The organism is Burkholderia sp. MSMB1078WGS (genome assembly GCF_001528895.1).
In the GTDB taxonomy this organism is placed as follows: domain Bacteria; phylum Pseudomonadota; class Gammaproteobacteria; order Burkholderiales; family Burkholderiaceae; genus Burkholderia.
On the sequence record NZ_LPDI01000041.1, the window covers coordinates 264384 to 290247 of the forward strand.

22 protein-coding genes are annotated in these 25864 nt (G+C 66.5%); 19 read left to right on the plus strand and 3 right to left on the minus strand.

Going from position 1 to position 25864, the window contains the following annotated elements; all coding sequences use genetic code 11:
- Positions 1 to 9 precede the first annotated feature (9 nt).
- The 13 genes from hisS (at position 10) to WT24_RS13585 (ending at position 14483) form a co-directional block, all read left to right on the plus strand.
- Positions 10 to 1350: a histidine--tRNA ligase gene (gene hisS, locus WT24_RS13525; protein ID WP_059790772.1), complete on the plus strand. Its 1341-nt coding sequence runs from the start codon at positions 10 to 12 to the stop codon at positions 1348 to 1350.
- A 55-nt stretch (positions 1351 to 1405) separates the two neighbouring features.
- Positions 1406 to 2035 carry a tetratricopeptide repeat protein gene (locus tag WT24_RS13530; protein WP_059504921.1) on the plus strand — a complete coding sequence of 210 codons (630 nt, stop codon included), beginning with the start codon at positions 1406 to 1408 and terminating at the stop codon, positions 2033 to 2035.
- 41 nt (positions 2036 to 2076) lie between these two features.
- On the plus strand, positions 2077 to 3222 hold the full coding sequence (gene bamB, locus WT24_RS13535; protein WP_059504919.1) for an outer membrane protein assembly factor BamB: 1146 nt from the start codon (positions 2077 to 2079) through the stop codon (positions 3220 to 3222).
- A gap of 247 nt (positions 3223 to 3469) precedes the next feature.
- On the plus strand, positions 3470 to 4807 hold the full coding sequence (gene der / locus WT24_RS13540; protein WP_060033969.1) for a ribosome biogenesis GTPase Der: 1338 nt from the start codon (positions 3470 to 3472) through the stop codon (positions 4805 to 4807).
- Positions 4808 to 4948: 141 nt separating this feature from the next.
- The gene (gene hfq / locus WT24_RS13545; protein ID WP_006399927.1) at positions 4949 to 5188 is read left to right on the plus strand and encodes an RNA chaperone Hfq; all 240 of its coding nucleotides are present in this window, start codon (positions 4949 to 4951) and stop codon (positions 5186 to 5188) included.
- Between the two features lie 72 nt (positions 5189 to 5260).
- Complete coding sequence (gene hflX, locus WT24_RS13550; RefSeq protein ID WP_179949341.1) at positions 5261 to 6433, plus strand: GTPase HflX; 1173 nt, start codon at positions 5261 to 5263, stop codon at positions 6431 to 6433.
- A 47-nt stretch (positions 6434 to 6480) separates the two neighbouring features.
- Positions 6481 to 7827 (plus strand): FtsH protease activity modulator HflK, encoded by a 1347-nt coding sequence (gene hflK / locus WT24_RS13555; RefSeq protein ID WP_060033972.1) that lies wholly within the window; start codon positions 6481 to 6483, stop codon positions 7825 to 7827.
- A 15-nt stretch (positions 7828 to 7842) separates the two neighbouring features.
- A complete protein-coding gene (hflC, locus tag WT24_RS13560) occupies positions 7843 to 8742 on the plus strand; it encodes a protease modulator HflC (protein ID WP_060033975.1) in 900 nt (299 codons plus the stop codon).
- Between the two features lie 36 nt (positions 8743 to 8778).
- The gene (locus WT24_RS13565; protein ID WP_034207433.1) at positions 8779 to 8970 is read left to right on the plus strand and encodes a DUF2065 domain-containing protein; all 192 of its coding nucleotides are present in this window, start codon (positions 8779 to 8781) and stop codon (positions 8968 to 8970) included.
- Positions 8971 to 9081: 111 nt separating this feature from the next.
- Positions 9082 to 10230 (plus strand): ATP phosphoribosyltransferase regulatory subunit, encoded by a 1149-nt coding sequence (locus WT24_RS13570; protein ID WP_060033978.1) that lies wholly within the window; start codon positions 9082 to 9084, stop codon positions 10228 to 10230.
- A 113-nt stretch (positions 10231 to 10343) separates the two neighbouring features.
- Positions 10344 to 11690: an adenylosuccinate synthase gene (locus WT24_RS13575; protein ID WP_059504911.1), complete on the plus strand. Its 1347-nt coding sequence runs from the start codon at positions 10344 to 10346 to the stop codon at positions 11688 to 11690.
- Positions 11691 to 11697: 7 nt separating this feature from the next.
- The gene (locus WT24_RS13580) at positions 11698 to 12294 is read left to right on the plus strand and encodes a phosphoribosyltransferase (RefSeq protein ID WP_006485899.1); all 597 of its coding nucleotides are present in this window, start codon (positions 11698 to 11700) and stop codon (positions 12292 to 12294) included.
- Positions 12295 to 12566: 272 nt separating this feature from the next.
- Complete coding sequence (locus WT24_RS13585) at positions 12567 to 14483, plus strand: potassium transporter Kup (protein ID WP_034207430.1); 1917 nt, start codon at positions 12567 to 12569, stop codon at positions 14481 to 14483.
- 112 nt (positions 14484 to 14595) lie between these two features.
- Here WT24_RS13585 and WT24_RS13590 read toward each other — a convergent pair whose 3' ends face one another.
- Positions 14596 to 16920, minus strand: a complete 2325-nt coding sequence (locus WT24_RS13590; protein WP_060033982.1) for a Tex family protein — start codon at positions 16918 to 16920, stop codon at positions 14596 to 14598.
- A 160-nt stretch (positions 16921 to 17080) separates the two neighbouring features.
- Between WT24_RS13590 and WT24_RS13595 the strand changes: the two genes are divergently transcribed.
- From WT24_RS13595 to WT24_RS13605, 3 genes are all read left to right on the plus strand, one after another.
- The gene (locus WT24_RS13595; RefSeq protein WP_060033985.1) at positions 17081 to 17830 is read left to right on the plus strand and encodes a hypothetical protein; all 750 of its coding nucleotides are present in this window, start codon (positions 17081 to 17083) and stop codon (positions 17828 to 17830) included.
- A 76-nt stretch (positions 17831 to 17906) separates the two neighbouring features.
- A complete protein-coding gene (locus tag WT24_RS13600) occupies positions 17907 to 18122 on the plus strand; it encodes a YdcH family protein (RefSeq protein WP_006478692.1) in 216 nt (71 codons plus the stop codon).
- Positions 18123 to 18177: 55 nt separating this feature from the next.
- Positions 18178 to 20427 carry an ATP-dependent DNA helicase gene (locus tag WT24_RS13605; RefSeq protein WP_059504905.1) on the plus strand — a complete coding sequence of 750 codons (2250 nt, stop codon included), beginning with the start codon at positions 18178 to 18180 and terminating at the stop codon, positions 20425 to 20427.
- 120 nt (positions 20428 to 20547) lie between these two features.
- Here WT24_RS13605 and WT24_RS13610 read toward each other — a convergent pair whose 3' ends face one another.
- The gene (locus WT24_RS13610; protein WP_034207426.1) at positions 20548 to 21372 is read right to left on the minus strand and encodes an outer membrane protein assembly factor BamD; all 825 of its coding nucleotides are present in this window, start codon (positions 21370 to 21372) and stop codon (positions 20548 to 20550) included.
- 41 nt (positions 21373 to 21413) lie between these two features.
- On the opposite strand from WT24_RS13610, the gene WT24_RS13615 reads away from it, so the two are divergent.
- The 3 genes from WT24_RS13615 (at position 21414) to phaC (ending at position 25688) form a co-directional block, all read left to right on the plus strand.
- Complete coding sequence (locus WT24_RS13615; protein WP_059504903.1) at positions 21414 to 22619, plus strand: RluA family pseudouridine synthase; 1206 nt, start codon at positions 21414 to 21416, stop codon at positions 22617 to 22619.
- Between the two features lie 6 nt (positions 22620 to 22625).
- Positions 22626 to 23465, plus strand: a complete 840-nt coding sequence (gene pgeF / locus WT24_RS13620) for a peptidoglycan editing factor PgeF (RefSeq protein WP_060034004.1) — start codon at positions 22626 to 22628, stop codon at positions 23463 to 23465.
- 360 nt (positions 23466 to 23825) lie between these two features.
- Positions 23826 to 25688 (plus strand): class I poly(R)-hydroxyalkanoic acid synthase, encoded by a 1863-nt coding sequence (phaC, locus tag WT24_RS13625; RefSeq protein ID WP_060033987.1) that lies wholly within the window; start codon positions 23826 to 23828, stop codon positions 25686 to 25688.
- Here phaC and WT24_RS35095 read toward each other — a convergent pair.
- The coding region (locus WT24_RS35095; protein ID WP_218920986.1) for a hypothetical protein at positions 25667 to 25864 on the minus strand (198 nt) is incomplete at its 5' end. The genes phaC and WT24_RS35095 overlap by 22 nt on opposite strands.

Here is a 25864-nt window from a genome sequence, read left to right on the forward strand (position 1 = left end):
ACACGAACGATGACTGAACAGAAACGCAAGATCGAGAAGCTCACCGGCGTCAAAGGCATGAACGACATCCTTCCGCAGGATGCCGGCCTGTGGGAATTCTTCGAAGCTACCGTGAAATCGCTGCTGCGCGCGTACGGCTATCAGAACATCCGCACGCCGATCGTCGAGCACACGCAGCTCTTCACGCGCGGCATCGGCGAAGTCACCGACATCGTCGAGAAGGAGATGTACAGCTTTACCGACGCGCTGAACGGCGAACACCTGACGATGCGTCCGGAGAACACCGCGGCCGTCGTGCGCGCGGCGATCGAGCACAACATGCTGTACGACGGCCCGAAGCGCCTGTGGTACATCGGCCCGATGTTCCGTCACGAGCGTCCGCAGCGCGGCCGCTACCGGCAGTTCCATCAGGTCGGCGTCGAGGCGCTCGGCTTTGCGGGCCCCGATGCGGATGCCGAGATCATCATGATGTGCCAGCGCCTGTGGGACGACCTCGGGCTGACCGGCATCAAGCTCGAGATCAACTCGCTCGGTCTCGCCGAAGAGCGCGCTGCGCATCGCGTCGAACTGATCAAGTACCTCGAGCAGCACGTCGACGTGCTGGACGAAGACGCAAAGCGCCGCCTGTATACGAACCCGCTGCGCGTGCTCGACACGAAGAATCCCGCGCTGCAGGAAATCGCGCAGAACGCGCCGAAGCTGATCGACTTCCTCGGCGACGAATCGCGTGCGCACTTCGAAGGGCTGCAGCGCCTGCTGCTCGCGAACAACATTCCGTTCAAGATCAACCCGCGTCTCGTGCGCGGCCTCGATTACTACAACCTGACCGTGTTCGAATGGGTGACCGACAAGCTCGGTGCGCAGGGCACGGTTGCGGCCGGCGGCCGCTACGATCCGCTGATCGAGCAGCTCGGCGGCAAGCCGACCGCCGCGTGCGGCTGGGCGATGGGCATCGAGCGCATCCTCGAGCTGTTGAAGGAAGAGGATCTGGCGCCCGAGCAGGAAGGCGTCGACGTATATGTGGTGCATCAGGGCGAAACCGCGCGCGAACAGGCGTTCATCGCGGCCGAACGCCTGCGCGACACGGGCCTCGACGTGATCTTCCACTGCAGCGCCGACGGCGCGCCGGCGAGTTTCAAGTCGCAGATGAAGCGGGCCGATGCAAGCGGCGCCGCGTTCGCGGTGATCTTCGGCGAAGAAGAGGTCGCGAACGGCACGGTGGGCGTGAAAGCGTTGCGCGGCGCGGGTGCGGAAGGGGAAAAGAACGTTCAGCAGACCGTACCGGTCGAAAGCTTGACCGAATTCCTAATCAATGCGATGGTTGCATCCGCCGAAGACGGCGACGACTGATCGCGCTCGCATTCGCTCGACAAGAAAAGCTTGAACAGGAAGGAATCGCTCGCCGATGAGTTATCACGACGAACAAGAATCGATTGAAAATCTCAAGGCGTGGTGGGCCCGCTGGGGCAACCTCACCACGTGGATCGTGCTCGCGGCGCTCGTCGTCGCGGCCGGTTTCAACGGCTGGAATTACTGGCAGCGCCGTCAGGCTGCCGAGGCGTCCGGGCTGTACGAGCAAGTCCAGAAGGCTGCCGCCGCGAACGACAAGGCAACGATGGCCCGCGCGGCTGCCGACATGGAGGACAAGTTCGGCAGCACGCCGTATGCGCAGATGACGGCGCTTGCGGCCGCGAAGACGCTGTACGCGGCCGGCGATGCGGCAGGCGCGAAGGCGCAGCTGCAATGGGCCGTCGATCACGCCAAGGACGACGAGTACAAGCAGATCGCGAAGCTGCGCCTCGCGTCGCTGCTGCTCGACGAGAAGGCGTACGATGCGGGCCTCGCGCTGCTGTCGGGTACGCCGGTCGATGCATTCAAGGGCCTCGTGGCCGATCGCCGCGGCGATCTGCTGGCCGCGCAAGGCAAGACCGACGATGCGCGCGCCGCTTACAAGCTCGCGCTCGACGGCCTGTCGAAGGACGACCAGTCCGCGCGCCAGCTCGTGCAGTTCAAGCTGGACGCGCTCGGCGGCTGAATCCCGGTCCCCTCAACCTCTTAACTCTGCTTCGCTAACCGATGAATTTGCTGAAACGTTACGCTGTGCCCGTTGCCTGCGCGGCGGCTGTCCTCGCTCTGGCGGCTTGCTCGTCGTCGAAGGACGCGCGCCGCGTGCCGACGCCGCTCACCGAGTTCAAGCCCGTCCTGGACGTGCAACAGGTCTGGAAGGCGAGCGTCGGCAAGGGCGGGCGCTACCTGTTCTCGCCGGTAGCCGTGGGCGACGCCGTCTATGCGGCGGGCGAAAACGGTTCGGTCGAGAAGATCGACGCGAAGACGGGCCAGACGCTCTGGCGCTCGAAGGTCGGTTCGGACCTGTCGGCCGGTGTCGGCAGCGATGGCAACCTGACCGCGGTCGGTGCGTTGAAGGGCGGCGTGTTCGTGCTGGGCCCGGACGGCAAGCAGCTGTGGAAGACCAGCGTGCAGGGCGAGATCTTCTCGCCGCCGCTCGTCGGTAACGGTCTCGTGATCGTCCGCACGATCGACGGCCAGGTGATCGCGTTCAACGCGCAGACGGGCGAGCAGAAGTGGGCCTACCGCAACCGTGCGGTGCCGCTGAACCTGCGCGTGTCGGCCGGCATGACGTTCGCGGGCGACGCGGCCGTGCTGGCGGGCTTCCCGGGCGGCGGGCTCGTCGCGATCAACCTGCAGACGGGCGAGCCGTTCTGGCAGACTCCGGTGTCGTTCCCGAAGGGCGTGACCGAGGTCGAGCGCATCAATGACGTCAGCGGCCCGCCGACGCTCGTGGGTGCGCAAGCCTGCGCGGTGACGTTCCAGGGTCAGCTCGGCTGCTTCGATGCGAACTCGGGCCGTCCGCTGTGGGAAAAGCCGTTCTCGAGCCGCAGCGGCCTCGCGCAGGACGATTCGGTGGTCGCCGGCGGCGACGACTGGTCGGTCGTGACCGCATACGACGCGGCCACGGGCAACCAGCTCTGGCGCAACGACAAGCTGAAGAGCCGCGACGTCGGCGTGCCGTACCTGCTCGGGCATGCGGTCGTGATGGGCGATTACAAGGGTTTCGTGCACTTCCTGTCGCGCGAGGACGGCAGCTTCATCGCGCGGATGAAGACCGACGGCAGCGCGATTACGGCGGCGCCGGTCCTCGCGGGCAATACGCTCGTCGTGCAGACGAAGGACGGCGGCCTGTACGGATTCCGCCCGCGCTGACGCGCAGGAAACCGGCGTGGCCGTGGCGTGGCGGGCGGGTCCCGCGCGCCGCGGCCACGCGACTTGACAGCGGCCGGTGTTCCCGGCCGCTCGGTATTTGAAAGGCAGTTCGAGACGAAAGACGACGGCGCGCAACGCGCGCCGGGCGCGCGCATCCGGCGCGGCGCGAATTCGTGATATTTTCATTCAGCGCAGCCGCCCGCAGCAGCGGGCCTCCCGCTGCTGCGCTTCACCGTAGAAAACACAGATGAAACCGGTCATTGCCCTCGTTGGGCGCCCCAATGTGGGGAAATCCACGCTGTTCAACCGGCTCACGCGCTCGCGCGATGCGCTGGTCGCCGACTTGCCGGGCCTCACGCGCGATCGCCATTACGGCGAAGGGCGCGTCGGCGCGCGGCCGTACCTGGTCGTCGATACCGGCGGCTTCGAGCCCGTCGCGAAGGACGGCATCCTGCACGAAATGGCGCGCCAGACGCGGCAGGCCGTCGAGGAAGCCGACGTCGTCGTGTTCATCGTCGACGGCCGCAACGGGCTCGCGCCGCAGGACAAGTCGATCGCCGACTACCTGCGCAAGACCGGCCGGCCGATCTTCCTGGTCGTCAACAAGGCCGAGGGGATGAAGTACACGGCGGTCGCGACGGATTTCTACGAGCTCGGGCTCGGCGATCCGCGCGCGATCTCGGCCGCGCACGGCGACGGCGTGACCGACATGATCAACGAGGCGCTCGAAGTCGCGTACGCGGGCCAGCCCGAGGAAGCGGACGAGGACGATCCGTCGCGCGGCATCAAGATCGCGATCGTCGGCCGTCCGAACGTCGGCAAGTCGACGCTCGTCAACGCGTTGATCGGCGAAGACCGCGTGATCGCGTTCGACATGCCGGGCACGACGCGCGATTCGATCTACGTCGACTTCGAGCGTAACGGCAAGAAATACACGCTGATCGACACGGCCGGCCTGCGGCGCCGCGGCAAGGTGTTCGAGGCGATCGAGAAGTTCTCGGTCGTGAAGACGCTGCAGTCGATTTCCGACGCGAACGTCGTCATTCTTCTGCTGGATGCGCAGCAGGACATTTCCGACCAGGACGCGCACATCGCCGGCTTCGTCGTCGAGCAGGGCCGCGCGCTCGTGATCGGCGTCAACAAGTGGGATGGCCTCGACGACCACGCGCGCGACCGCGCGAAAGCGGATTTGACCCGCAAGCTGAAATTCCTCGACTTCGCGAAATCGCACTTCATTTCCGCCGCGAAGAAGACGGGTATCGGCGCGCTGATGCGCTCGGTCGACGACGCCTACGTGGCGGCGATGTCGAAGCTGCCGACGCCGAAGCTCACGCGCGCGCTGATCGAGGCCGTCGAATTCCAGCAGCCGCGCCGTCGCGGCCCGGTGCGTCCGAAGCTGCGCTACGCGCACCAGGGCGGCCAGAATCCGCCGATCATCGTGATCCACGGCAACGCGCTCGACGCGGTGACGGAAACCTACAAGCGCTACCTCGAAAACCGATTCCGCGAAACTTTCTCGCTGACCGGGACTCCATTGCGCATAGAGTTCCGTTCGTCGAACAACCCGTACGCGGACAAGGGCTGAGGCATGTCCCGCAACGGCCAGGCCGCATGGCCTATGCCCGGGCGGGGCAGGCAAAATCGGCTATAGTGTAGCGATTGGCGCCGGATCTCTTTTTCTTCGCCGCCAATCCAGATCAACCTGCAAAAAAAGATGGAGTACGCCATGAGCAACAAAGGGCAATTGTTACAAGACCCGTTTTTGAACGCACTGCGCAAAGAGCACGTTCCCGTTTCGATCTATCTCGTCAACGGCATCAAGCTTCAAGGGAACATTGAATCGTTCGACCAGTACGTCGTGTTGCTCCGTAATACGGTGACCCAGATGGTTTACAAGCACGCCATCTCGACGGTCGTGCCGGCGCGCCCGGTGAATTTCCACCCGGACGCGGAAGCCTCGTCCTAACCAATTGCAGCGGCCGGCATCCGGTCGCCGCGAGCGACCGATGCCAGCCGCCTTATCTTGACACCCGATAATTTGATCAACGCAGCGCTCGTCGGCATCGATTTCGGCAAGACCGATTTCGAAGCCAGTCTCGAAGAACTCAGTCTTCTCGCCTCCAGCGCGGGGGCCCGTCCCGCCGTCACCCTCACGGGCCGTCGCTCAAGTCCCGACGCCAAGATGTTCATCGGCAGCGGCAAAGCCGAAGAACTGCGGCTTGCGTGCGACGCGCACAACGTCGAAATCGTCATCTTCAACCATGCGCTGGCGCCCGCCCAGCAACGCAATCTGGAGCAGGCGCTTAACAGGCGCGTGGTCGACCGCACGAGCCTCATCCTCGACATCTTCGCGCAGCGTGCCCGCAGCCACGAAGGCAAGCTGCAGGTCGAGCTCGCGCAGCTTCAATACCTGTCGACCCGGCTCATTCGCGCATGGACCCACCTCGAGCGGCAAAAGGGCGGTATCGGCCTGCGCGGCCCCGGCGAAACCCAGCTCGAAACCGACCGCCGCCTGATCGGCGAACGCATCAAGATGCTGAAGTCGCGGCTCGACCGGCTGCGCCGCCAGCACAGCACGCAGCGCCGGCAGCGCGCGCGCAGCGGCACGATGTCGGTGTCGCTCGTCGGCTACACGAACGCGGGCAAGTCGACGCTGTTCAATGCGCTGACGAAAGCGCAGGCGTACGCGGCCGACCAGCTGTTCGCGACGCTCGATACGACGTCGCGGCGCGTGTACCTCGGCGACGAAGTCGGGCAGATCGTCGTGTCCGATACGGTCGGGTTCATCCGCGAGCTGCCTCACCAGCTCGTCGCGGCGTTCCGCGCGACCCTCGAGGAAACGATCCATGCGGATCTGCTGCTGCATGTGGTCGACGCGTCGAGCGCGGTCAGGCTCGAGCAGATCGAGCAGGTCAACGGCGTGCTGCACGAGATCGGCGCGGACACGATCCGGCAGGTGCTGGTGTTCAACAAGATCGACGCCGTGCCCGAGCTGGCGGCCCGCGGCGACGCGGTCGAGCGGGACGAGTATGGTAATATTTCGCGCGTCTTTTTGAGCGCGCGCACCGGTCAAGGTCTCGATACGTTGCGTGCCGCCATCGCCGAAATCGCCTCCGCGGAACACCTTTCCAGCGCGACGTTGCCCGACGCGCTCGATGGCACGTCCGCTGAATCGCACGAAGACCACACGATTTCCGAACACGGGCGCTAACCGGTCCCGGCCGGTTCGCCGGCGTCCAATCTGGTGAACAAACTCTGGTGAACGAATACAACGAGCGGAGTACCTGGCGGCGGATGCGCGCCTTGCTGTCGATCAACGATCCCCGCTGGGGACGCGGCGAAGGCAATGGCAAGGACGGATCCCGCCCCCGCGCGAACGAATCGAAGCGTCCGCCAGGCGGCGACGGCGACGGTCCGCCCGATCTCGACGAGATGTGGCGCAATTTCAACCGGCGCCTGAGCGGCCTGTTCGGCGGCAAGGGCGGCAACGGCTTCCGTCCCGACAATGGCCGGGCCGCACGGGTCGGCGTCGGCATCGTGATCGGCGTGCTGGTCGCGATTTATGCGGGCAGCGGGCTGTTCGTCGTGCAGGAAGGCCAGACGGGCGTCGTGCTGCAGCTCGGCAAGGTGTCGGGCACGGTCGGCCAGGGCGTGCACTGGCGCGCACCGTATCCGTTTGCGTCGCACGAGATCGTCGACACGTCGCAGGTCCGCTCGATCGAGATCGGCCGCAATAACGTCGTGCGCCTCGCGAACGTGAAGGAAGCCGCGATGCTGACGCGCGATGCCGACATCGTCGACGTGCGCTTCATCGTCCAGTACCGGATCCGTTCCGCCACCGATTACCTGTTCCGCAGCGTCGATCCCGAGCGCAGCGTGTCGCAGGCCGCGCAGGCCGCGGTGCGCGCGATCGTCGGCACGCGCAGTGCGGCCGACATGCTGAACCAGGACCGCGATGCGCTGCGCGAGCAGCTTTCCAGCGCGATCCAGCGCGATCTCGACCGCTACCAGTCGGGGCTCGAAGTGACGGCCGTCACGATGCAGAGCGTCGCGGCGCCCGAGCAGACCCAGGCCGCCTACGCCGAAGTCGCGAAGGCGCGCGACGAGCGCGAGGCCGCGAAGCGCGCCGCGCAGGCGTATGCGAGCGACCTGCTGCCGAAGGCGCAGGGCGATGCGGCGAAGCTCGTCGACGAAGCGAAGGCGTATGCCGATCGCGTGGTCACGGAAGCCGAGGGCGACGCGGAACGCTTCAAGCAAGTCTATGCGCAGTACTCGAAGGCGCCCGCGGTCATTCGCGAGCGGATGTACCTCGAGACGATGCAGGAAATCTATTCGAACGCGACGAAGGTGTTCGTCGGCAACAAGGGCGGCAACAGCGTCGTGTACCTGCCGCTCGACAAGCTCGTCGAGCAGGGCCGGCAAAACGCCGCGACGTCGGCCGGCGCGTCCGCCGCCGATGCGGCGTCGGCACCGGCGGCCACGGCGGCGTCGGCAGCGGCAGCCGCGCCGGCGAGCGCCGCATCGGCCGCCACCGCGCCAGGTGTCGACGTGTTGCGATCGCGCGACGCGTTTCGCAGCCGGTCGCGTGAAGACGATACGAAGTAACGGGGAGCGCAGAACATGAACCGAATCATTGCGCTCGTCGTCGCAATCGTGATCGTTGCCTTCGCGGCATCGTCGACGGTCCTCACCGTCGATCCGCGCCATACGGCCGTGCTGTCGGGCCGCGACGGCACGCAGCCGGAGCTCGCGGGCCCCGGCGTCCATTTCAAGCTGCCGCCGCCGCTGCAGACGGCGACGCTGATCGACACGCGCCTGCAATCGCTGGAGTCGTCCGATCCGCTGCAACTGGCAACCGAAGACAAGCACGACCTGCTCGTCGCGTATGCGGTGAAGTACCGGATCAGCGACCCGATGAAATATTTCACAGCGACGGGCGGCGACCCGGCGGCGGCGAGCGAACGGCTGTCCGGCACGCTGAAGAGCGCGCTCGGCGATGCATTCGGCAAGCGCGCGCTCGACGACGCCCTCGGCGGCCAGCGCGCGATCGCCGATGCGGCTCGCGATGCGGCGAAGGCGAGCGCGGCCGGTTTCGGCGTCGACGTGGTCGACGTCCAGCTCACGCGTGTCGACCTGCCGGCTGCGCAGACGGACGCCGTCTATCAACGGATGATCGGCGCGTTGCGCGATCAGGCGGCCCAGGTGCGTGCGCAAGGCGCGGCCGACGTCGAGCAGATCAAGGCCGACGCCGAACGCGAGCAGCAGGCCGTGCTCGCGAACGCGTACAAGTCCGCGCAGACGATCAAGGGCGAGGGCGACGCGAAGGCCGCGACGATCGCCGCCGATGCGTTCGGCCGCGATCCGCAGTTCTATCAGTTCTACGCGAGCCTGCAGGCCTACCGGAATACGTTCAAGCGCAACGACATCATCGTCGTCGATCCCGACAGCGAGTTCTTCCGCTTCATGCGCAGCCCGACGGGCGGTGCCGCACCGGCGGCGCCCGCTCCCCGCAAACATTGACCTTGGGGCGCCGCGTCGAGCGGCGCCGTCGCTCGCATGGACCTGGCTGGCTCGTTGTTGCTCGCAGTAGCGCTGATGCTGATCATCGAGGGGGCGTTCCCCTTTGTGTTTCCCGTCGCCTGGCGCGACACGTTTCGTAGAATAGCCGAGCGGCCGCCGCATCATATCCGGATCGGCGGGCTGATCGTGATGGTGCTCGGGCTCGCGCTGCTGCTGCTCGCGACCTGACCGTAGCCCCGATCCGGACGGCGCATCCGCCGTTCGTTCCGCCCGATTTCGAAGTTCCGATTCAACTCGCGGCGCGCGTGTCGCGCCGTTTCCCGTCGTAGGACCGTACCGATGTCGACCTGGTTACTTCCCGAGAATATCGCCGACGTACTGCCGTCGGAAGCGCGCAAGATCGAGGAGCTGCGCCGCAGGCTGCTCGACCGCTTCCGTTCGTACGGCTACGAAATGGTGATGCCGCCGTTGCTCGAGTATCTCGAGTCGCTGCTGACGAGCGGCGGCGCCGATCTGCGCCTGCGCACCTTCAAGCTGGTCGACCAGCTGTCGGGCCGCACGCTCGGCCTGCGCGCGGACATCACGCCGCAGGTCGCGCGGATCGACGCGCATCTGTTGAACCGTCAGGGCGTGACGCGTCTCTGCTACGCGGGCCACGTGATGCATACGCGTCCGCGCGGCCTGCACGCGACGCGCGAACAAATCCAGATCGGCGCCGAAATCTACGGCCACGCCGGGCTCGAAGCCGATCTCGAGATCCAGCAACTGATGCTCGACGCGCTGCATCTCGCGGGCCTGTCGCGCATCCGTCTCGACCTCGGCCACGCGGGCGTGCTCGCGGCGCTGCTGGCGCGCGACGCGCAGGCCGCCGAGCGTGGCGAGTCGCTGTACGACGCGCTGTCGGGCAAGGATGTGCCGCTGTTGAACGAACTCACCGACGATCTCGGCGCCGATACGCGCGCCGCGTTGCGCGCGCTGCCGAACCTCTACGGGGACGCGAGCGTGCTCGCCGAGGCGCGTACGCGCCTGCCGGTACTGCCTGAAATCACACGGGCTTTCGACGATCTCGCGCAGCTCGCGTCGCAGGCGAAGGGCGTCGAAGTCGCGATCGATCTGGCCGACCTGCGCGGCTACGCGTATCACAGCGGCGCGATGTTCAGCGCATACATCGACGGCGTGCCGAACGCGATCGCGCGCGGCGGCCGTTACGACCACGTGGGGCAGGCCTATGGCCGGGCTCGTCCGGCGACCGGCTTCTCGCTCGACCTGCGCGAGCTCGCACGAATCTCGCCGGTCGAGGCGCGCGGCACCGCGATCCTCGCGCCGTGGGCGCAGGACGATGCGTTGGGCGCGGCCGTCGCGGCGCTGCGCGATGCGGGCGAGGTCGTGATCCAGGCGCTGCCGGGCCACGATCACGTGCTCGACGAATTCGCGTGCGATCGTTCGCTCGTCGAGCGCAACGGCGCGTGGGTGGTCGAACCCCGATAAAGAGGTGCTCGCGGGCCGTGCTTCGGCGTGCATATCGTTGAAGCGAAACGGAAAAATTCGGAATCGCCCGCGAACATAGGTAGAATACGTTTTTAACCAGCTAACGAATCAACATGTCTGCCAGCGCAGTGAACGTGACTCCCGGGCGCAATGTCGTCGTCGTGGGAACGCAATGGGGTGATGAAGGCAAGGGCAAGATCGTCGACTGGCTGACGGACCACGCTCAGGGCGTCGTGCGTTTCCAGGGCGGTCACAACGCCGGCCACACCCTCATCATCGGCGGCAAGAAAACGATCTTGCGCCTCATTCCGTCGGGCATCATGCGTGAAGGCGTCGCCTGCTACATCGGCAACGGCGTCGTCCTGTCCCCCGAAGCACTGTTCAAGGAAATCGGCGAGCTCGAAGAAGCCGGCGTGAACGTGCGCGATCGCCTGTTCATCTCCGAAGCCACGACGCTGATCCTGCCGTACCACATCGCGATCGACCAGGCGCGCGAAGCGCGCAAGGGCGCGGGCAAGATCGGTACGACCGGCCGCGGCATCGGCCCTGCATACGAAGACAAGGTCGGCCGCCGCGCGCTGCGCGTGCAGGATCTGTTCGATGCGAAGACCTTCGCCGATCGCCTGCGCGAAAATCTCGATTTCCACAATTTCGTGCTGACCCAGTATCTGGGCGGCGCGGCCGTCGATTTCCAGGCCACGCTCGACACGATGCTCGGCTATGCCGACCGCCTGAAGCCGATGGTGGCCGACGTGTCGCGCCGCCTGTACGACGCGAACAATGCGGGCCAGAACCTGCTGTTCGAAGGCGCGCAAGGCACGCTGCTCGACATCGACCACGGCACCTATCCGTTCGTCACGTCGAGCAACTGCGTCGCAGGTGCGGCATCGGCCGGCGCGGGCGTCGGTCCGCAGAAGCTCAACTACATCCTCGGCATCACGAAGGCGTATTGCACGCGCGTCGGTTCGGGTCCGTTCCCGAGCGAACTGTACGATGCGGACAACCCGCAGCGTCAGGACCAGATCGGCGTCACGCTCGCGAACGTCGGCAAGGAATTCGGTTCGGTCACCGGCCGTCCGCGCCGCACCGGCTGGCTCGATGCGGCCGCGCTGCGCCGCTCGATCCAGATCAACGGCGTGTCGGGCCTGTGCATGACGAAGCTCGACGTGCTCGACGGCCTCGACGAAGTCAAGCTGTGCGTCGGCTACCAGGTCGACGGCAAGGACGTCGACATCCTGCCGCGCGGCGCGGTCGATGTCGCGCGTTGCGAACCGGTGTACGAGACGTTCGCCGGCTGGAAGGAAAGCACCGTCGGGATCAATACGTGGGACGCACTGCCGGCGAACGCGCAGGCATACCTCGCCCGCGTCCAGGAAGTGGCTGGCGTGCCGGTCGACATGGTGTCGACGGGCCCGGACCGCGACGAAACGATCCTGCTCCGCCATCCGTTCAAGGTGTAATTCCCAGATGACGCAGCAAATCACGATGACGGCGGCAGACTTGATGACCGATCCGCGCAACGACGACAAGAACCTGTGGGTAGGCTGGGACGAGTACCACCGGCTGATCGAGCTGCTCGCGCTCCAGGTGCACGCCTCGGGCTGGAAGTTCGACCAGATCCTGTGCCTCGCGCGCGGCGGCCTGCGCGTCGGCGACCAGCTGTCGCGCATCTACGACGTGCCGCTCGCGATTCTCGCGACGAGTTCGTACCGGGAAGCGGCCGGCACCGAGCAGGGCGAGCTCGACATCGCGCAGTACATCACGATGACGCGCGGCAACCTGGCGGGCAACGTGCTGCTGGTCGACGATCTCGTCGATTCGGGCGTCACGCTCGCGCGCGTGCAGGAGCACCTGAAGGAGCGCTATCCGTCCGTGACGGCCGTGCGTTCGGCGGTGCTCTGGTACAAGGGTTGCTCGAAGGTTAAGCCCGACTATCACACGCAGTTCCTGCCGACGAATCCGTGGATTCATCAGCCGTTCGAGGAATGGGATACGGTTCGGCCGCACAACCTCGAGGCGTGGATCAAGCGCGGTCGCGCGCAGCGCGACGGTTCGGGCGCGTAAGCGGCCGGCCGATCGAACGAAAGCCTTGTACGGCGCCGCTTGCGGCGCCGTTTTTCATTGGCGCGCCGGGGCGCCGCGCGGCCGCGCCGCGGACCCGATAGGCAGGCGGCGCGGCGCCGGCTATGATGGCAGCCCTGCCACAGGTCGCGCCGGATTGCATGCGCAGCGTGGATCACGTGGCTCCACGGCAACACGGCAGGGCGGTGTTTCACGGGGGCGCGAGTAGAATAGCGCTCGTTTTGTCCGACCCGGACCCGATTATTACGCTTCATATGAACGACACGACTCACGCGACCGACGCCGCACACGCGCCGCATTCGACGCAACAACACTCGATGCGGGCGCTAGCGATAGCAGCCATCGGCGTCGTGTTCGGCGACATCGGCACCAGTCCGCTGTATTCGCTCAAGGAGGCGTTCAGCCCCGCGCACGGCATTCCGCTGACCGAAGGGTCGATTCTCGGCGTGATCTCGCTGCTGTTCTGGGCCATCGTGCTGGTGGTCGGCGTCAAGTACCTGCTGTTCGTGATGCGGGCGGACAACAACGGCGAAGGCGGCGTGCTCGCGCTGATGGCGCTGTCGCTGCGGCCGCTCGACTCGAAAACCCGTGTCGCGGGCGCGCTGATGGCGCTCGGGATATTCGGCGCGTGCATGTTCTACGGGGACGCGGTGATCACGCCGGCGATCTCGGTGATGTCGGCCGTCGAAGGTCTCGAGATCGCGACGCCGCACCTGTCCCATCTCGTGCTGCCGATCACGATCGTGATCCTGATCGCGCTGTTCTGGATCCAGCGGCACGGAACCGCGCTGGTCGGCAAGCTGTTCGGCCCGATCATGGTGCTGTGGTTCGTCGTGATCGCGGCGCTCGGCGTGTACCACATCGTTCGCGTGCCGGGCATTATCGCGGCGATCAATCCGTATTACGCGGCGTCGTTCATGGCCGACCACCTGCTGCAGGCGTACGTCGTGCTTGGCTCGGTCGTGCTGGTGCTGACCGGTGCGGAAGCGCTCTACGCGGACATGGGCCACTTCGGTGCAAAGCCGATCCGGTTGGCCGCGTACGGGCTCGTGATGCCGTCGCTCGTGCTGAACTACTTCGGCCAGGGCGCGCTGCTGATCCAGAATCCGAAAGCGATCGAAAACCCGTTCTTCCTGCTGGCGCCAGAATGGGGGCTGCTGCCGCTCGTCGTGCTGTCGACGGTCGCGACCGTGATCGCGTCGCAGGCCGTGATCTCCGGCGCGTATTCGCTGACGTCGCAGGCGATCCAGCTCGGCTACGTGCCGCGCATGAAGGTGCTGCATACGTCCGAGCTCGCGATCGGCCAGATCTACGTGCCGGTTGTGAACTGGCTGCTGCTGTTCGTGATCCTCTGTATCGTCGTCGGTTTCAAGAGTTCGGACAACCTCGCGGCCGCGTACGGTATCGCGGTGACGGCGACGATGGTGATCACGACCGTGCTCGCGTGCGTCGTGATGGTGAAGGTGTGGAACTGGAACCGGCTGCTGGTCGGCGCGATCATCGCGGTGTTCCTCGCGATCGACCTCGGCTTTTTCGGCGCGAACCTGCTGAAGGTCGCGCAGGGCGGCTGGTTGCCGCTCGGCATCGGCGCGCTGCTGTTCTTCCTGCTGATGACCTGGTACAAGGGGCGTCACATCGTCAAGGAGCGCACGGCGGCCGACGGTATTCCGCTCGAACCGTTCCTGCAGGGGTTGCTCGCGCATCCGCCGCACCGCGTGTCGGGCACCGCGATCTACCTGACCGGCAACGACAAGCTCGTGCCCGTCAGCCTGCTGCACAACCTGAAGCACAACAAGGTGCTGCACGAGCGGACCATTTTCCTGACGTTCGTCACGCGCGACATTCCGTACGTGCGCGACGACAGGCGCCTGAGTTCGCGTGATGCGGGCGGCGGACTGTACATCGTCAAGGCCGAGTACGGCTTTAACGAGACGCCGGACGTGAAGGCCGTGCTCGAGGAATTCGGCCGCACGCACGACATGACGTTCGAGCTGATGGACACGTCGTTCTTCCTCGCGCGCGAAACGGTCGTGCCGACGCATCTGCCCGGCATGTCGATCTGGCGCGAGCGCGTGTTCGCGTGGATGCATCAGAACGCGGCGAAACCGACCGATTTCTTCTCGATTCCGGCGAATCGCGTCGTCGAGCTCGGGACGAAGATCGAGATCTGACGGGCGCGAGCGGGCCGCGTATGCGGCCCATGCCGAATCGGGCTGCGCGCTTCGCCGAAGCAATAAAAAACCCGCCTTTCGGCGGGTTTTTTTGTGCGTCGACGCTTTCGATTCAGCGTTTCAGCTTCGCGAATGCCGCGGCCATCGCGCCGGCCGGTTCCGGCTCGCGCGTACGCTGCGGACGGGCTGCGCCGCGCCCCGCGTTGCCGCGATCCTGGCCGCCGCGCGACGACGTGCCGGGTGCTGCCGCGTCGTCGTCGAGGCGCATCGTCAGCGCAATGCGCTGGCGCTTCACGTCGACGTCGATCACCTTCACCTTGACGACCTGGCCGGCCTTCACGACTTCGTGCGGATCCTTGATGAACTTCGTCGACATCGCGGACACGTGGACGAGGCCGTCCTGGTGCACGCCGATATCCACGAACGCGCCGAATGCGGCGACGTTCGTCACGACGCCTTCGAGCGTCATGCCCGGCACGAGATCCGAGACCTTCTCGACGCCTTCGCGGAACGTGGCCGTCTTGAATTCCGGGCGTGGATCGCGGCCCGGCTTTTCCAGTTCGGCCAGGATGTCGCGCACGGTCGGCAGGCCGAAACGTTCGTCAACGAATTCCATCGGCGACAGGCCCGCTAGCGCCTCGCGGTTGCCGAGCACGTCGTCGATGCGCTTGTTGATCTTCGCGAGCATCCGTTCGACGACCGGATACGCTTCCGGGTGCACCGACGAGCGGTCGAGCGGATTCTCGCCGCCATTGATGCGCAGGAAGCCGGCGGCCTGTTCGAAGGTCTTGTCGCCGAGGCGCGGCACCTTGCGCAGGTGCTCGCGCGACGGGAACGGGCCGTTCGCGTCGCGATAGTCGACGATGTTGCGCGCGAGCGTCGCGTTCAGGCCCGACACACGGGCGAGCAGCGGGGCCGACGCCGTGTTCGCGTCGACGCCGACCGCGTTCACGCAATCCTCGACGACCGCGTCGAGCGAGCGGGCAAGTTCGCGCTGGTTCACGTCGTGCTGGTACTGGCCGACGCCGATCGCCTTCGGCTCGATTTTCACGAGCTCCGCGAGCGGGTCCTGCAGGCGGCGGGCGATCGACACGGCGCCGCGCAGCGACACGTCGAGTTCCGGGAATTCCTTCGCGGCGAGCTCGGACGCCGAGTAGACCGACGCGCCGGCTTCCGACACGACGATCTTCTGCAGCCGCAGCTCCGGGTGTTTCGCGATCAGTTCGCTCGCGAGCTTGTCGGTTTCGCGCGACGCGGTGCCGTTGCCGATGCTGATCAGTTCGGCCCGCGTCTGCGCGGCGAGGCGCGCGAGTTTCGCGATCGAGCCGTCCCAGTCGCGGCGCGGTTCGTGCGGGTAGATCGTGTCGGTCGCGAGCACCTTGCCGGTGCGGTCGACGACCGCGACCTTCACGCCGGTGCGCAGGCCGGGGTCGAGACCGATCACGGCCTTCGGGCCGGCCGGTGCGGCCAGCAGCAGGTCGTTCAGGTTGCGCGCGAACACGCGGATCGCTTCGGTTTCGGCCGTTTCGCGCAGTTGCGTGAGCAGTTCGTTTTCGATATGCGGCTGCACCTTCACGCGCCAGCACCAGCGGCAGACGTCGGACAGCCATTTGTCGGCCGGGCGATTCTGGTTCGCGATGCCGAAATGGCGCGCGATCATCGCCTCGCCGGGATGCGGCACCTGCGCGTCGAGCTCTTCGCCGAGGCCGAGCTTGATCGTCAGCACGCCCGCGTTGCGGCCGCGGAACAGCGCGAGCGCGCGGTGCGACGGCACGGTCTTGATCGTTTCCGCGTAGTCGTAATAGTCGCGGAATTTCTCGCCTTCCTCGTTTTCCTTGCCCTCCACGACCGCCGACGACACGACGCCCTGGGCGTGCAGGTAGTCGCGCAGCTTGCCGAGCAACTCCGCCGTCTCGCCGAACTGTTCGGACAGGATGTCGCGCGCGCCGTCGAGCGCGGCCTTCACGTCGGCGACGCCCTTGTCGGCATCGACATACGCGGCCGCCTCGGTCTGCGGGTCGAGCAGCGGATTCGCGAGCAGCGCCTGCGCGAGCGGCTCGAGGCCGGCCTCGCGGGCGATCTGCGCACGCGTGCGGCGCTTCGGCTTGTACGGCAGATAAAGGTCCTCGAGCACCTGCTTGCTGTCGGCCGCGTCGATCGCGGCACGCAGTTCGTCGGTCAGCTTGCCCTGTTCGTCGATGCTCGACAGGATCGCGGCGCGGCGATCCTCGAGCTCGCGCAGGTACAGGAGGCGTTCCTCGAGCTGGCGCAACTGCGTGTCGTCCAGGTTGCCGGTCACTTCCTTGCGGTACCGGGCAATGAACGGAACGGTCGAGCCTTCGTCGAGGAGTTGCACGGCCGCCGCGACCTGGCGCGGCTGGACGGACAGTTCGGTGGCGATGCGCTGTACGATCTTGAGTGCTACGGTTTCCGTCATGTCGTGGATGGTCTGCCTGCTGAAATCGCGGCGCGGGCCGGCAGGCCCGGAGCGGCGGGCTGCCCGGCTGGCCCGCCGGGCCAGAGGCCGCGGGTGAATGAAGCGGGGCATTTTGCCATAAATGGCGGAGCGTCCAGCCGGGGGTGATAGAATTTGACACATGTCCCGCAGCTTTCCTACGACGTTGCCAACTTCCCGCATTTCTCTCGTCGCGCTCGGCGCAGCGCTCGCCGCGGCTTTGTCTGCCGGGCCTTCCGGCGCATTCGCGCAGGCCCAGGGCGCCAGCGCGCCGGACGCTGCCGCGTCCGCGCCCGTTGCAGCCTCCGCCGCCCCGGATTTCGACGCCCGTCAAAAAGTGCTCAATCAACGCTCCGCGGAAAACGATTATCGTTATGCGGTGGCGGAGCACGATTGTTACAGCAAGTTCTTCGTCAACCACTGTCTCGGCAAGGCGCGCGATCAGATGCGCGAGGAGCGCGCGAGCATTCGCCAGGAGCAGCTCGCGCTCAACGACGAGCAGCGCGCGGTGCGGGCGCAGCAGCGCGACCAGCAGCAGGCGCTGAAGCAGGCCCGGAACGCGGCGGAAGCGCCGCAGCGGGCGGCGACCGACGCGGCGAACGCGGCTGCATTCCGCGACAAGCAGGAGCAGAATGCACTGAAGCAGGCGCAGCGCGGCGCGGAAGGCCCGCAACGCGCGGCGAACAGGCAGGCATACGACCAGAAGCAGGCGGATTTCCAGCGCAAGCTCGACCAGGCGCACCAGCAGGCGGCGCAGAAGGCGCAGGAGCGGGCGGACAACGCCACGCGCTACGAGCAGAAGCAGAAGGCAGCCGCGCAGCACAAGGCCGATGTCGAGCGGCGTCAGCAGGAAGCGGCCGAGAAGGCCAGGCAGCGACAGCAGGGGCAGTAACGTGTTGAATTGATCGGGCTCAGTCTCGGGCGCGTCGGCACGCCAGCCGTCGCGCTGCTTCGATGAGGAGGCAGGTATGCAAAACCGTCACACGGAACAGCAGCAGGAATTGCACAACCGTTTGGCTGCATTGCAGGAGCAGCACCAGCAGCTCGCTCGGGAGATCGAGCTGAAGGAAGGACACTCCGACATCGATGACATCACGCTGCACCGGCTGAAGAAGGAAAAGCTGGCCGCCAAGGACAAAATCATTTTGCTGCAATCGCAGCTCGAACCGGATAAGCGCGCCTGAGCGCGGCCTGGCAAGCGCCGGCGCCGCTCGGGCGCTGGACACAGGAACGCTTGCCTTGAATTCACCGCTTGAAGCCACCCCCGATGCCCGGCGTGACACGACGTCCGCCGGGCGCGTTCGTGCGCCCGAAGGCACTTTCGAGCTGAGCCGCAAGCGCGTCGACGAACTCGACACGATCTTCGGCGAAGGCGGGTTGCTGGCGCGCGCGCTCGACGGCTATCGGCCGCGTACGTCGCAGATCGAGATGGCGCGCGCGGTCGCGTCCGCGATGGAGGCGTCCGCACGCCGGATGCCCGATCCCGAGATCTTCGAAACCCGCAAGCGGCCGGCGCGCCGCCTCGGCGACGGCGACAAGGCGGCCGGGCCGGCCGCGGATGACGCCGCAGCGGCCGAATCCGACAACGACGCAGGCGACAACACGCTGATCGTCGAGGCCGGCACGGGTACCGGCAAGACCTACGCGTATCTCGTGCCTGCCATGTTGTGGGGCGGCAAGGTGATCGTGTCGACCGGCACGAAGCACCTGCAGGACCAGTTGTTCCAGCGCGACATCCCGACCGTGCGCAACGCGCTCGCGGTGCCGGTGACGGTCGCGATGCTCAAGGGACGCTCGAACTACCTGTGCCATTACTACCTGCAACGCACGGCCGACAACGGCCGGCTGCCGTCGCGGCAGGATACCGCGTATCTGCAGGAAATCGTCCGCTTCGCGAAAATCACGAAGAGCGGCGACAAGGCCGAACTCGCGAGCGTGCCGGAAACGGCGCCCGTGTGGTCGATGGTCACGTCGACGCGCGACAATTGCCTCGGCCAGGAATGCCCGCACTACAAGGAATGCTTCGTGATGCAGGCGCGGCGCGAGGCCCAGCAGGCCGACGTCGTCGTCGTCAACCATCACCTGTTCTTCGCGGACATCATGCTGCGCGACACGGGGATGGCCGAACTGCTGCCGAACGCGAACACGATCATCTTCGACGAAGCGCACCAATTGCCGGAAACGGCGACGCTGTTCTTCGGCGAGACGCTGTCGACGACGCAGATCCTCGAGCTCGCGCGCGACACGGTCGCCGAAGGCCTGAGCCATGCGCGCGACGCAGTGGAGTGGGTGAAGCTCGGCGGCGATCTCGAGCGCGCGGCGCGCGACTTGCGTCTCGCGTTCGCGAACGACCAGATCGTGCGCATGTCGCTCGCACAGCTCGGCGACGATCACCCGATGTTCGGTGCGCTCGACGCGCTCGACGTTGCGCTCGATGCGCTCGCATCGGCGCTCGCGAGCCAGGCCGAGCGCGCGGAATCGCTCGGCGCGTGCCTGCGGCGCGCCCGCGAGCTGCAGGACCTGCTGGCGGGCTGGGTCGCGCCCGGCGCGGCGCAAGCGGCAGCGAAGGCCGATGCGTCGGCGGCCGGCGACAACGCGGCCGCCGACGGCGATCCGAACGAGAAGGTGCGCTGGGTCGAGGTGTTCGCGCATACCGTCCAGCTCCATGAAACGCCGCTGTCGGTCGCGCCGATTTTCGCGAAACAGCGTGCGGGCGTACCGCGTGCATGGGTATTCACGTCGGCGACGTTGTCGGTGCGCGGCGATTTCACGCACTACGCGGCGCAGATGGGCCTGAGCTCGCGTCGTTCGATGACGCTCGCCAGTCCGTTCGATTACCAGTCGCAGGGGCTGCTGTACGTGCCGCGCAACCTCCCGCAGCCGTCTTCGCCGGCATTTACCGACGCCGTCTTCGATGCCGCGCTACCGGCGATCGAGGCATCCGGCGGCGGCGTGTTCATGCTGTGCACGACGCTGCGCGCGGTCGACCGGATCGCGTCGAAGCTGCGCGACGCGATCGAGTCGCGCGGCTGGAACATGCCGCTGCTCGTGCAGGGCGACGCGAGCCGCACCGAGCTGCTCGACCGCTTCCGCGCGTACGGCAATGCGATCCTGGTCGGCAGCCAGAGTTTCTGGGAAGGCGTGGACGTGCGCGGCGATGCATTGTCGCTGGTCGTGATCGACAAGCTGCCGTTCGCGCCGCCGGACGATCCGGTGCTGGCCGCGCGGCTCGATGCGTTGACGAAGAAGGGGCTGAGCCCGTTCGCCGTGCATCAACTGCCGCAGGCCGTGATCACGCTGAAGCAGGGCGCGGGCCGGTTGATTCGTGCGGAGACGGATCGCGGCGTGCTGATGATCTGCGATACGCGGCTCGTCGACAAGCCTTACGGGCGCCGGATCTGGCAAAGCCTGCCGCCGTTCAAGCGCACGCGCGAGATCGCGGTCGTGCAGGATTTCTTCGACGAGCACCGCGCGGACAAGCGCGCGTGAGCGCACGCGCGGCGCTTGCCACGTGAACGCCTTGCCGTCGACCGAATGCGACGCCAATAAAAAACCCGGCTCGATGGCCGGGTTTTTCGTATGCGCAACGGGTGTTGCAGCGCGCCGTGCTTAGAACTGCCACCACGACTTCTTCGCACCGGGGCGCGCATGGCCCGTCACGTACGGGCTGTCGGGGAACGTGCCCGCGAGCACGCGCTTGGTGTCCTCGGCGAGTTCCGGCTGGTTCAGCTTGCCGTACGACAGGATCATGATGTGCAGCGCGTCCTCGATCGCCGGCGCGCCCTTGTAGTCCTTGATCGCGAGCTGGGCACGGTTGATCGCCGCGACATACGCGCCACGGCGATAGTAGTAGTCGGCCGCATGCACTTCGTGCGATGCGAGCGCGTTGACGATGTAGCGCATCCGCGCGGCCGCATCGGGCGCGTACTTGCTCTTCGGGAAGCGATCGACGACGACCTTGAACGCATCGTACGATTCGCGCAGCGCCTGCGGATCGCGTTCGCTCATGTCCTGGCCGGAGAAGCGACCGAACAGCCCGAGATCGTCGTTGAAGTGGATCATCCCCTTCAGGTAGTACGCGTACGGGATATCCGGATGATCGGGGTGGAGCTGGATGAAGCGATCGACTGCCTGGTCGGCGGCGGCCGCTTCGTTGTCCTTCCAGTTGCAGTATGCAACGTTGATCTGCGCCTGTTGCGCGAAATGGCCGAACGGATCGCGGCCTTGCAGCGATTCGAAATATTTCGCGCACTTGCCCCAGTCGCCGCCGGACAGTGCGTCCTGGGCCTCTGAGTATAATTTGTTGTTCGACCAGGTAGCCGTCTCGTCCTGCTTCTGCGGCAAGCCGTGGCAGCCGGCGATGAGGGCCGCGGCCGCTACCGCCGCAGCCCGGGCGGCGACGGTTCTGGCCGTGCGTTTGGTCGAATTCATCATGCTCGCATGTCCTAGCTTCAAGTCTCGGTGACCCAGTCTAAATGACCCGTTCAAGTTCGCAGAATGCCCAGCCGGGCACACCAAATCGCGAAGATTATAGCCCAAGCGATCGGCCCGCCGACGCTGCGTCGGGGGATTCCCTCGATGACGATCTGGCCGGCGACGCCATGCAGCCGCCCGTGGTGCCGTCCGCGGCGCACGACGACGCGCCGCGCATCGTCGAAGTGCCGCTGTCGCTCGCGGGCGAACGTCTCGACAAGGCGCTCGCCCAACTGTTCCCCGAATTCTCGCGCAGCCGCCTGCAGAGCTGGATCGAGGCGCAGCGCGTGCTCGTCGACGGCGCGCCGGCGAAGATCCGCCAGCCGGTGCCGCTGGGCGCGAAGATCGAGCTCGTGCCCGATCTGCTGCCCGAGCAGCTCGCGTTCACGCCGGAGCCTGTGCCGCTCGACGTGATCTACGAGGACGACGCGCTCGTCGTCATCAACAAGCCGGCCGGTCTCGTCGTCCATCCGGCCGCCGGCAACTGGAGCGGCACGATCCTCAACGGTCTGCTGCATCGCTACGGCGACGCGGCGGCCGGCCTGCCGCGCGCGGGGATCGTCCACCGGCTCGACAAGGAAACGTCCGGCCTGATGGTGGTCGCCCGCACGCTGGCCGCGCAGACGGACCTCGTGCGCCAGTTGCAGGCCCGCACGGTGAAGCGTCGCTATTTCGCGCTGGTGTGGGGCACGATGCCAGAGGAAGGCACGATCGACGCGCCGATCGGCCGCGACCCGCGCGAGCGCACGCGCATGGCCGTGGTCACCGGCGCCTCGGGCAAGCCCGCGCGCACGCATTTCCGCACGGTTGACACATGCCTGTGGCAACGTCAGCCGGTTTCGGCGATTCAATGCGATCTCGAAACCGGCCGCACGCATCAGATCCGTGTGCACTGCGCGCACGCCGGGCATCCGCTGCTCGGCGATCCGGTCTACGGGCGTGCGCGCGGCAAGCGCTCGGTCGCGCCGCTGCCGGACGGGTTCGCACGACAGGCGCTGCATGCGTGGCGGCTCGGCCTCGTGCATCCGGTCACGGGCAAGGCGATGCAGTGGCGCTGCCCGCTGCCGGACGACATGAACGCACTGGTCGCGGCGCTCGGCTTCGGACAGGGCGACGAGGAATTCGACGACGACAATCCCTACGACGATGACGATTTCGGCGGCGAGTATCACGACGACGAGCCGTACCTGGACGATGAGGAGGAGTGAGTGCCGATGACGAATCTGGCGCCGTTGACGTGGCAGGACTGCGTGCAGCCCGACTGGCGCGTGTCGCCGCGCGTGCGTGCGCTGATCACGACGCGCGACGGCGGCGTGAGCGAAGGCCCGTACGGGCGCTGGCAGGATGGGGCGGCATTGGCGGGCGGGATGAATCTCGGCCTGCATACCGGTGACGATCCCGACCATGTCGCCGTCAATCGCGCGCGCCTGCTCGCCCTCGCTGGCCAGTCGAGCGCCGCATGGCTCGAGCAGGTTCACGGCGCGCAGATCGTGCAGGCGGACGAGGTGATCGCCGCGGCGCCTGCCGCCACGGCGCCGGTGCAGGCCGACGCGAGCGTCACGGATCGGGCCGGCGCCGTCTGCGTGGTGATGGTGGCCGATTGCCTGCCCGTGCTGCTGTGCGACGCGCAGGGCCGCGCGGTCGGTGCCGCGCATGCGGGCTGGCGCGGGCTCTCGGCCGGCATCGTCGAGCAGACGGCCGCGCGCGTCGCGGCGCTCGCGGGCGGGACGGCGGACACGCTGCATGCCTATCTCGGGCCGGCGATCGGCCCGCAGGCGTTCGAGGTCGGCGCCGACGTGCGCGACGCGTTTCTCGACACGGCTCCGCAGTCGGAGCATGATGAAACCCGTCGTGCGTTCGTCGCGAGAGACGGCGCGCCCGGCAAGTTTCTTGCCGATCTCTACGCGCTCGCGCGCCTGCGGCTCGCGCGTGCGGGCGTGGTGCACGTGAGCGGCGGGACGGCCTGCACGGTCGCCGAGCGCGCGCGCTTCTATTCGTATCGGCGCGACCGCGTGACGGGCCGCATGGCCGCGGCGATCTGGCTGGCCGATTGATCGCATGCGCATGCGCGCCGGTTTTGTTGCGCCGCGAAATCGGGTTATCTCGATATTGAGGCGGCAATGCGGCGTTGCATGCGCGACTGAATGAAAAATCCCGACGTCAAGTCAGGCAAAACATTTTATGTTTCGCCGGAACCCTTGTCCCGTCTATCGTGCGCGGATTATCTCCGCGCGGAAATGTTCAGTGGTTCGACCGGGCGCTTCACATGGGGAAAACGATAATGATAAAAATACCGCACTGCGGCAGAATCTGGAGACGCCTCTCCAGAGCATGACGGCCCGGCTCGCAGCCGGCACGCCGCGCGCGAGCAGGATTTCACGATTGACGCTCACGAATCACCGGTAAGGCAGGTAATGACAGCATCGAAAAATTCGTCGACGTCCGCTCATGCGGGCACTTCCGCGGGCAGTACCGGCTTCGATCCGGCCGCCCAGCCGATGCAGCAGATGTTCGAGTCGTGGTTGAACGCGTGGCGCGGTTTTGCCGATCCGGCACGCGCCGCGACGGCATCGGCCTCCGTCAACCCGTTCGCGACATTCCAGTTCCCGACGTCGTTTCCGTTCCAGATGCCGTCGATGCCCGACCTCGGCGCGATGGCGTCGCCGTTCGCGGGGCTGAAGCTGCCGGTTGCCGCGATTCCGCCCGAACGGCTCCAGGCATTGCAGGCCGACTACGCGCGCGACTGCATGACGCTGATGCAGCAGGCGGCCGCCGCGAAGCTCGAACCCCCGGAGTTGAAAGACCGCCGCTTCAGCGGCGATGCGTGGAAGGCATCGCCTGCGCATGCCTTCGCGGCCGCGTGGTATCTGCTCAACGCGCGCTATCTGCAGGAGCTGGCCGACGCGCTTCAGACCGATCCGAAGACGCGCGAGCGCATCCGTTTCACGGTCCAGCAATGGACGGCCGCCGCCGCGCCGAGCAACTTCCTCGCACTCAATCCCGACGCACAGAAATCGATCCTCGAAACGCAGGGCGAAAGCCTGCGGCAAGGGATGATGAACCTGCTCGGCGACTTGCAGCGCGGCAAGATTTCGCAGACCGACGAATCGCAGTTCGTGGTCGGCAAGAATCTCGGGTGTACCGAGGGTGCGGTCGTGTACGAGAACGACCTGATCCAGCTGATCCAGTACACGCCGAAGACGGACAAGGTGTTCGAGCGGCCGCTGCTGATCGTCCCGCCATGCATCAACAAGTTCTACATCCTCGACCTGCAACCCGAGAATTCGCTCGTCGCGCATGCGCTGTCGAACGGTCATCAGGTATTTCTCGTGTCGTGGCGCAATGCGGATGCATCGGTCGCGCACAAGACGTGGGACGACTACATGAACGAAGGGCTGCTCGCGGCGATCGACGCCGTGCAGCAGATCAGCGGGCGCGAGCAGATCAACACGCTCGGCTTCTGCGTCGGCGGCACGATGCTCGCGACCGCGCTCGCGGTGCTCGCCGCGCGCGGCGAACATCCGGCCGCGTCGATGACGCTGCTCACCGCGATGCTCGACTTCACCGATACGGGCATCCTCGACGTGTTCGTCGACGAGGCGCACGTGCAGATGCGCGAGCAAACCATCGGCGGCAAGAACGGTACGCAACCGGGGCTGATGCGCGGCGTCGAGTTCGCGAACACGTTCTCGTTCCTGCGGCCGAACGATCTCGTGTGGAACTACGTCGTCGACAACTACCTGAAGGGCCGCACGCCCGCGCCGTTCGACCTGCTGTACTGGAACAGCGATTCGACGAGCCTGCCGGGCCCGATGTACGCGTGGTACCTGCGCCATACCTATCTCGAAAACAAGCTGCGCGAGCCGGGGGCGCTGACCGTCTGCGGCGAACCGGTCGACCTGTCGCTGATCGACGTGCCGACGTTCATCTACGGTTCGCGCGAGGATCACATCGTGCCGTGGCAGACGGCCTACGCATCGACGTCGATCCTGTCGGGCCCGCTGAAGTTCGTGCTCGGCGCGTCGGGGCACATCGCGGGCGTGATCAACCCGCCGGCGAAGAAGAAGCGCAGCTACTGGGTCAACGACGACCTGCCCGAATCCGCGGACGACTGGTTCGCCGCGGCGACCGAGCAGCCCGGAAGCTGGTGGACGACATGGGTCGAGTGGCTCGACGCGTACGGCGGCCGTAAGGTCGCGCCGCCGGCCCAGCCGGGTTCAGCGCAATTCCCGGCGATCGAGCCGGCGCCCGGGCGCTACGTGTTGCAGCGCGATTGACGAAAACCGGACAGCGGCGCACGCTGTCCGGCGCACCACAGTTTTTTTAACGGGGCCGGTAACGACGCGCCGTGTCGTGCGGGCCTGGAGGAAAGGGAAATGACGGATGTAGTGATCGTATCGGCCGCGCGGACCGCGGTCGGCAAATTCGGCGGCTCGCTGGCAAAGATTGCGGC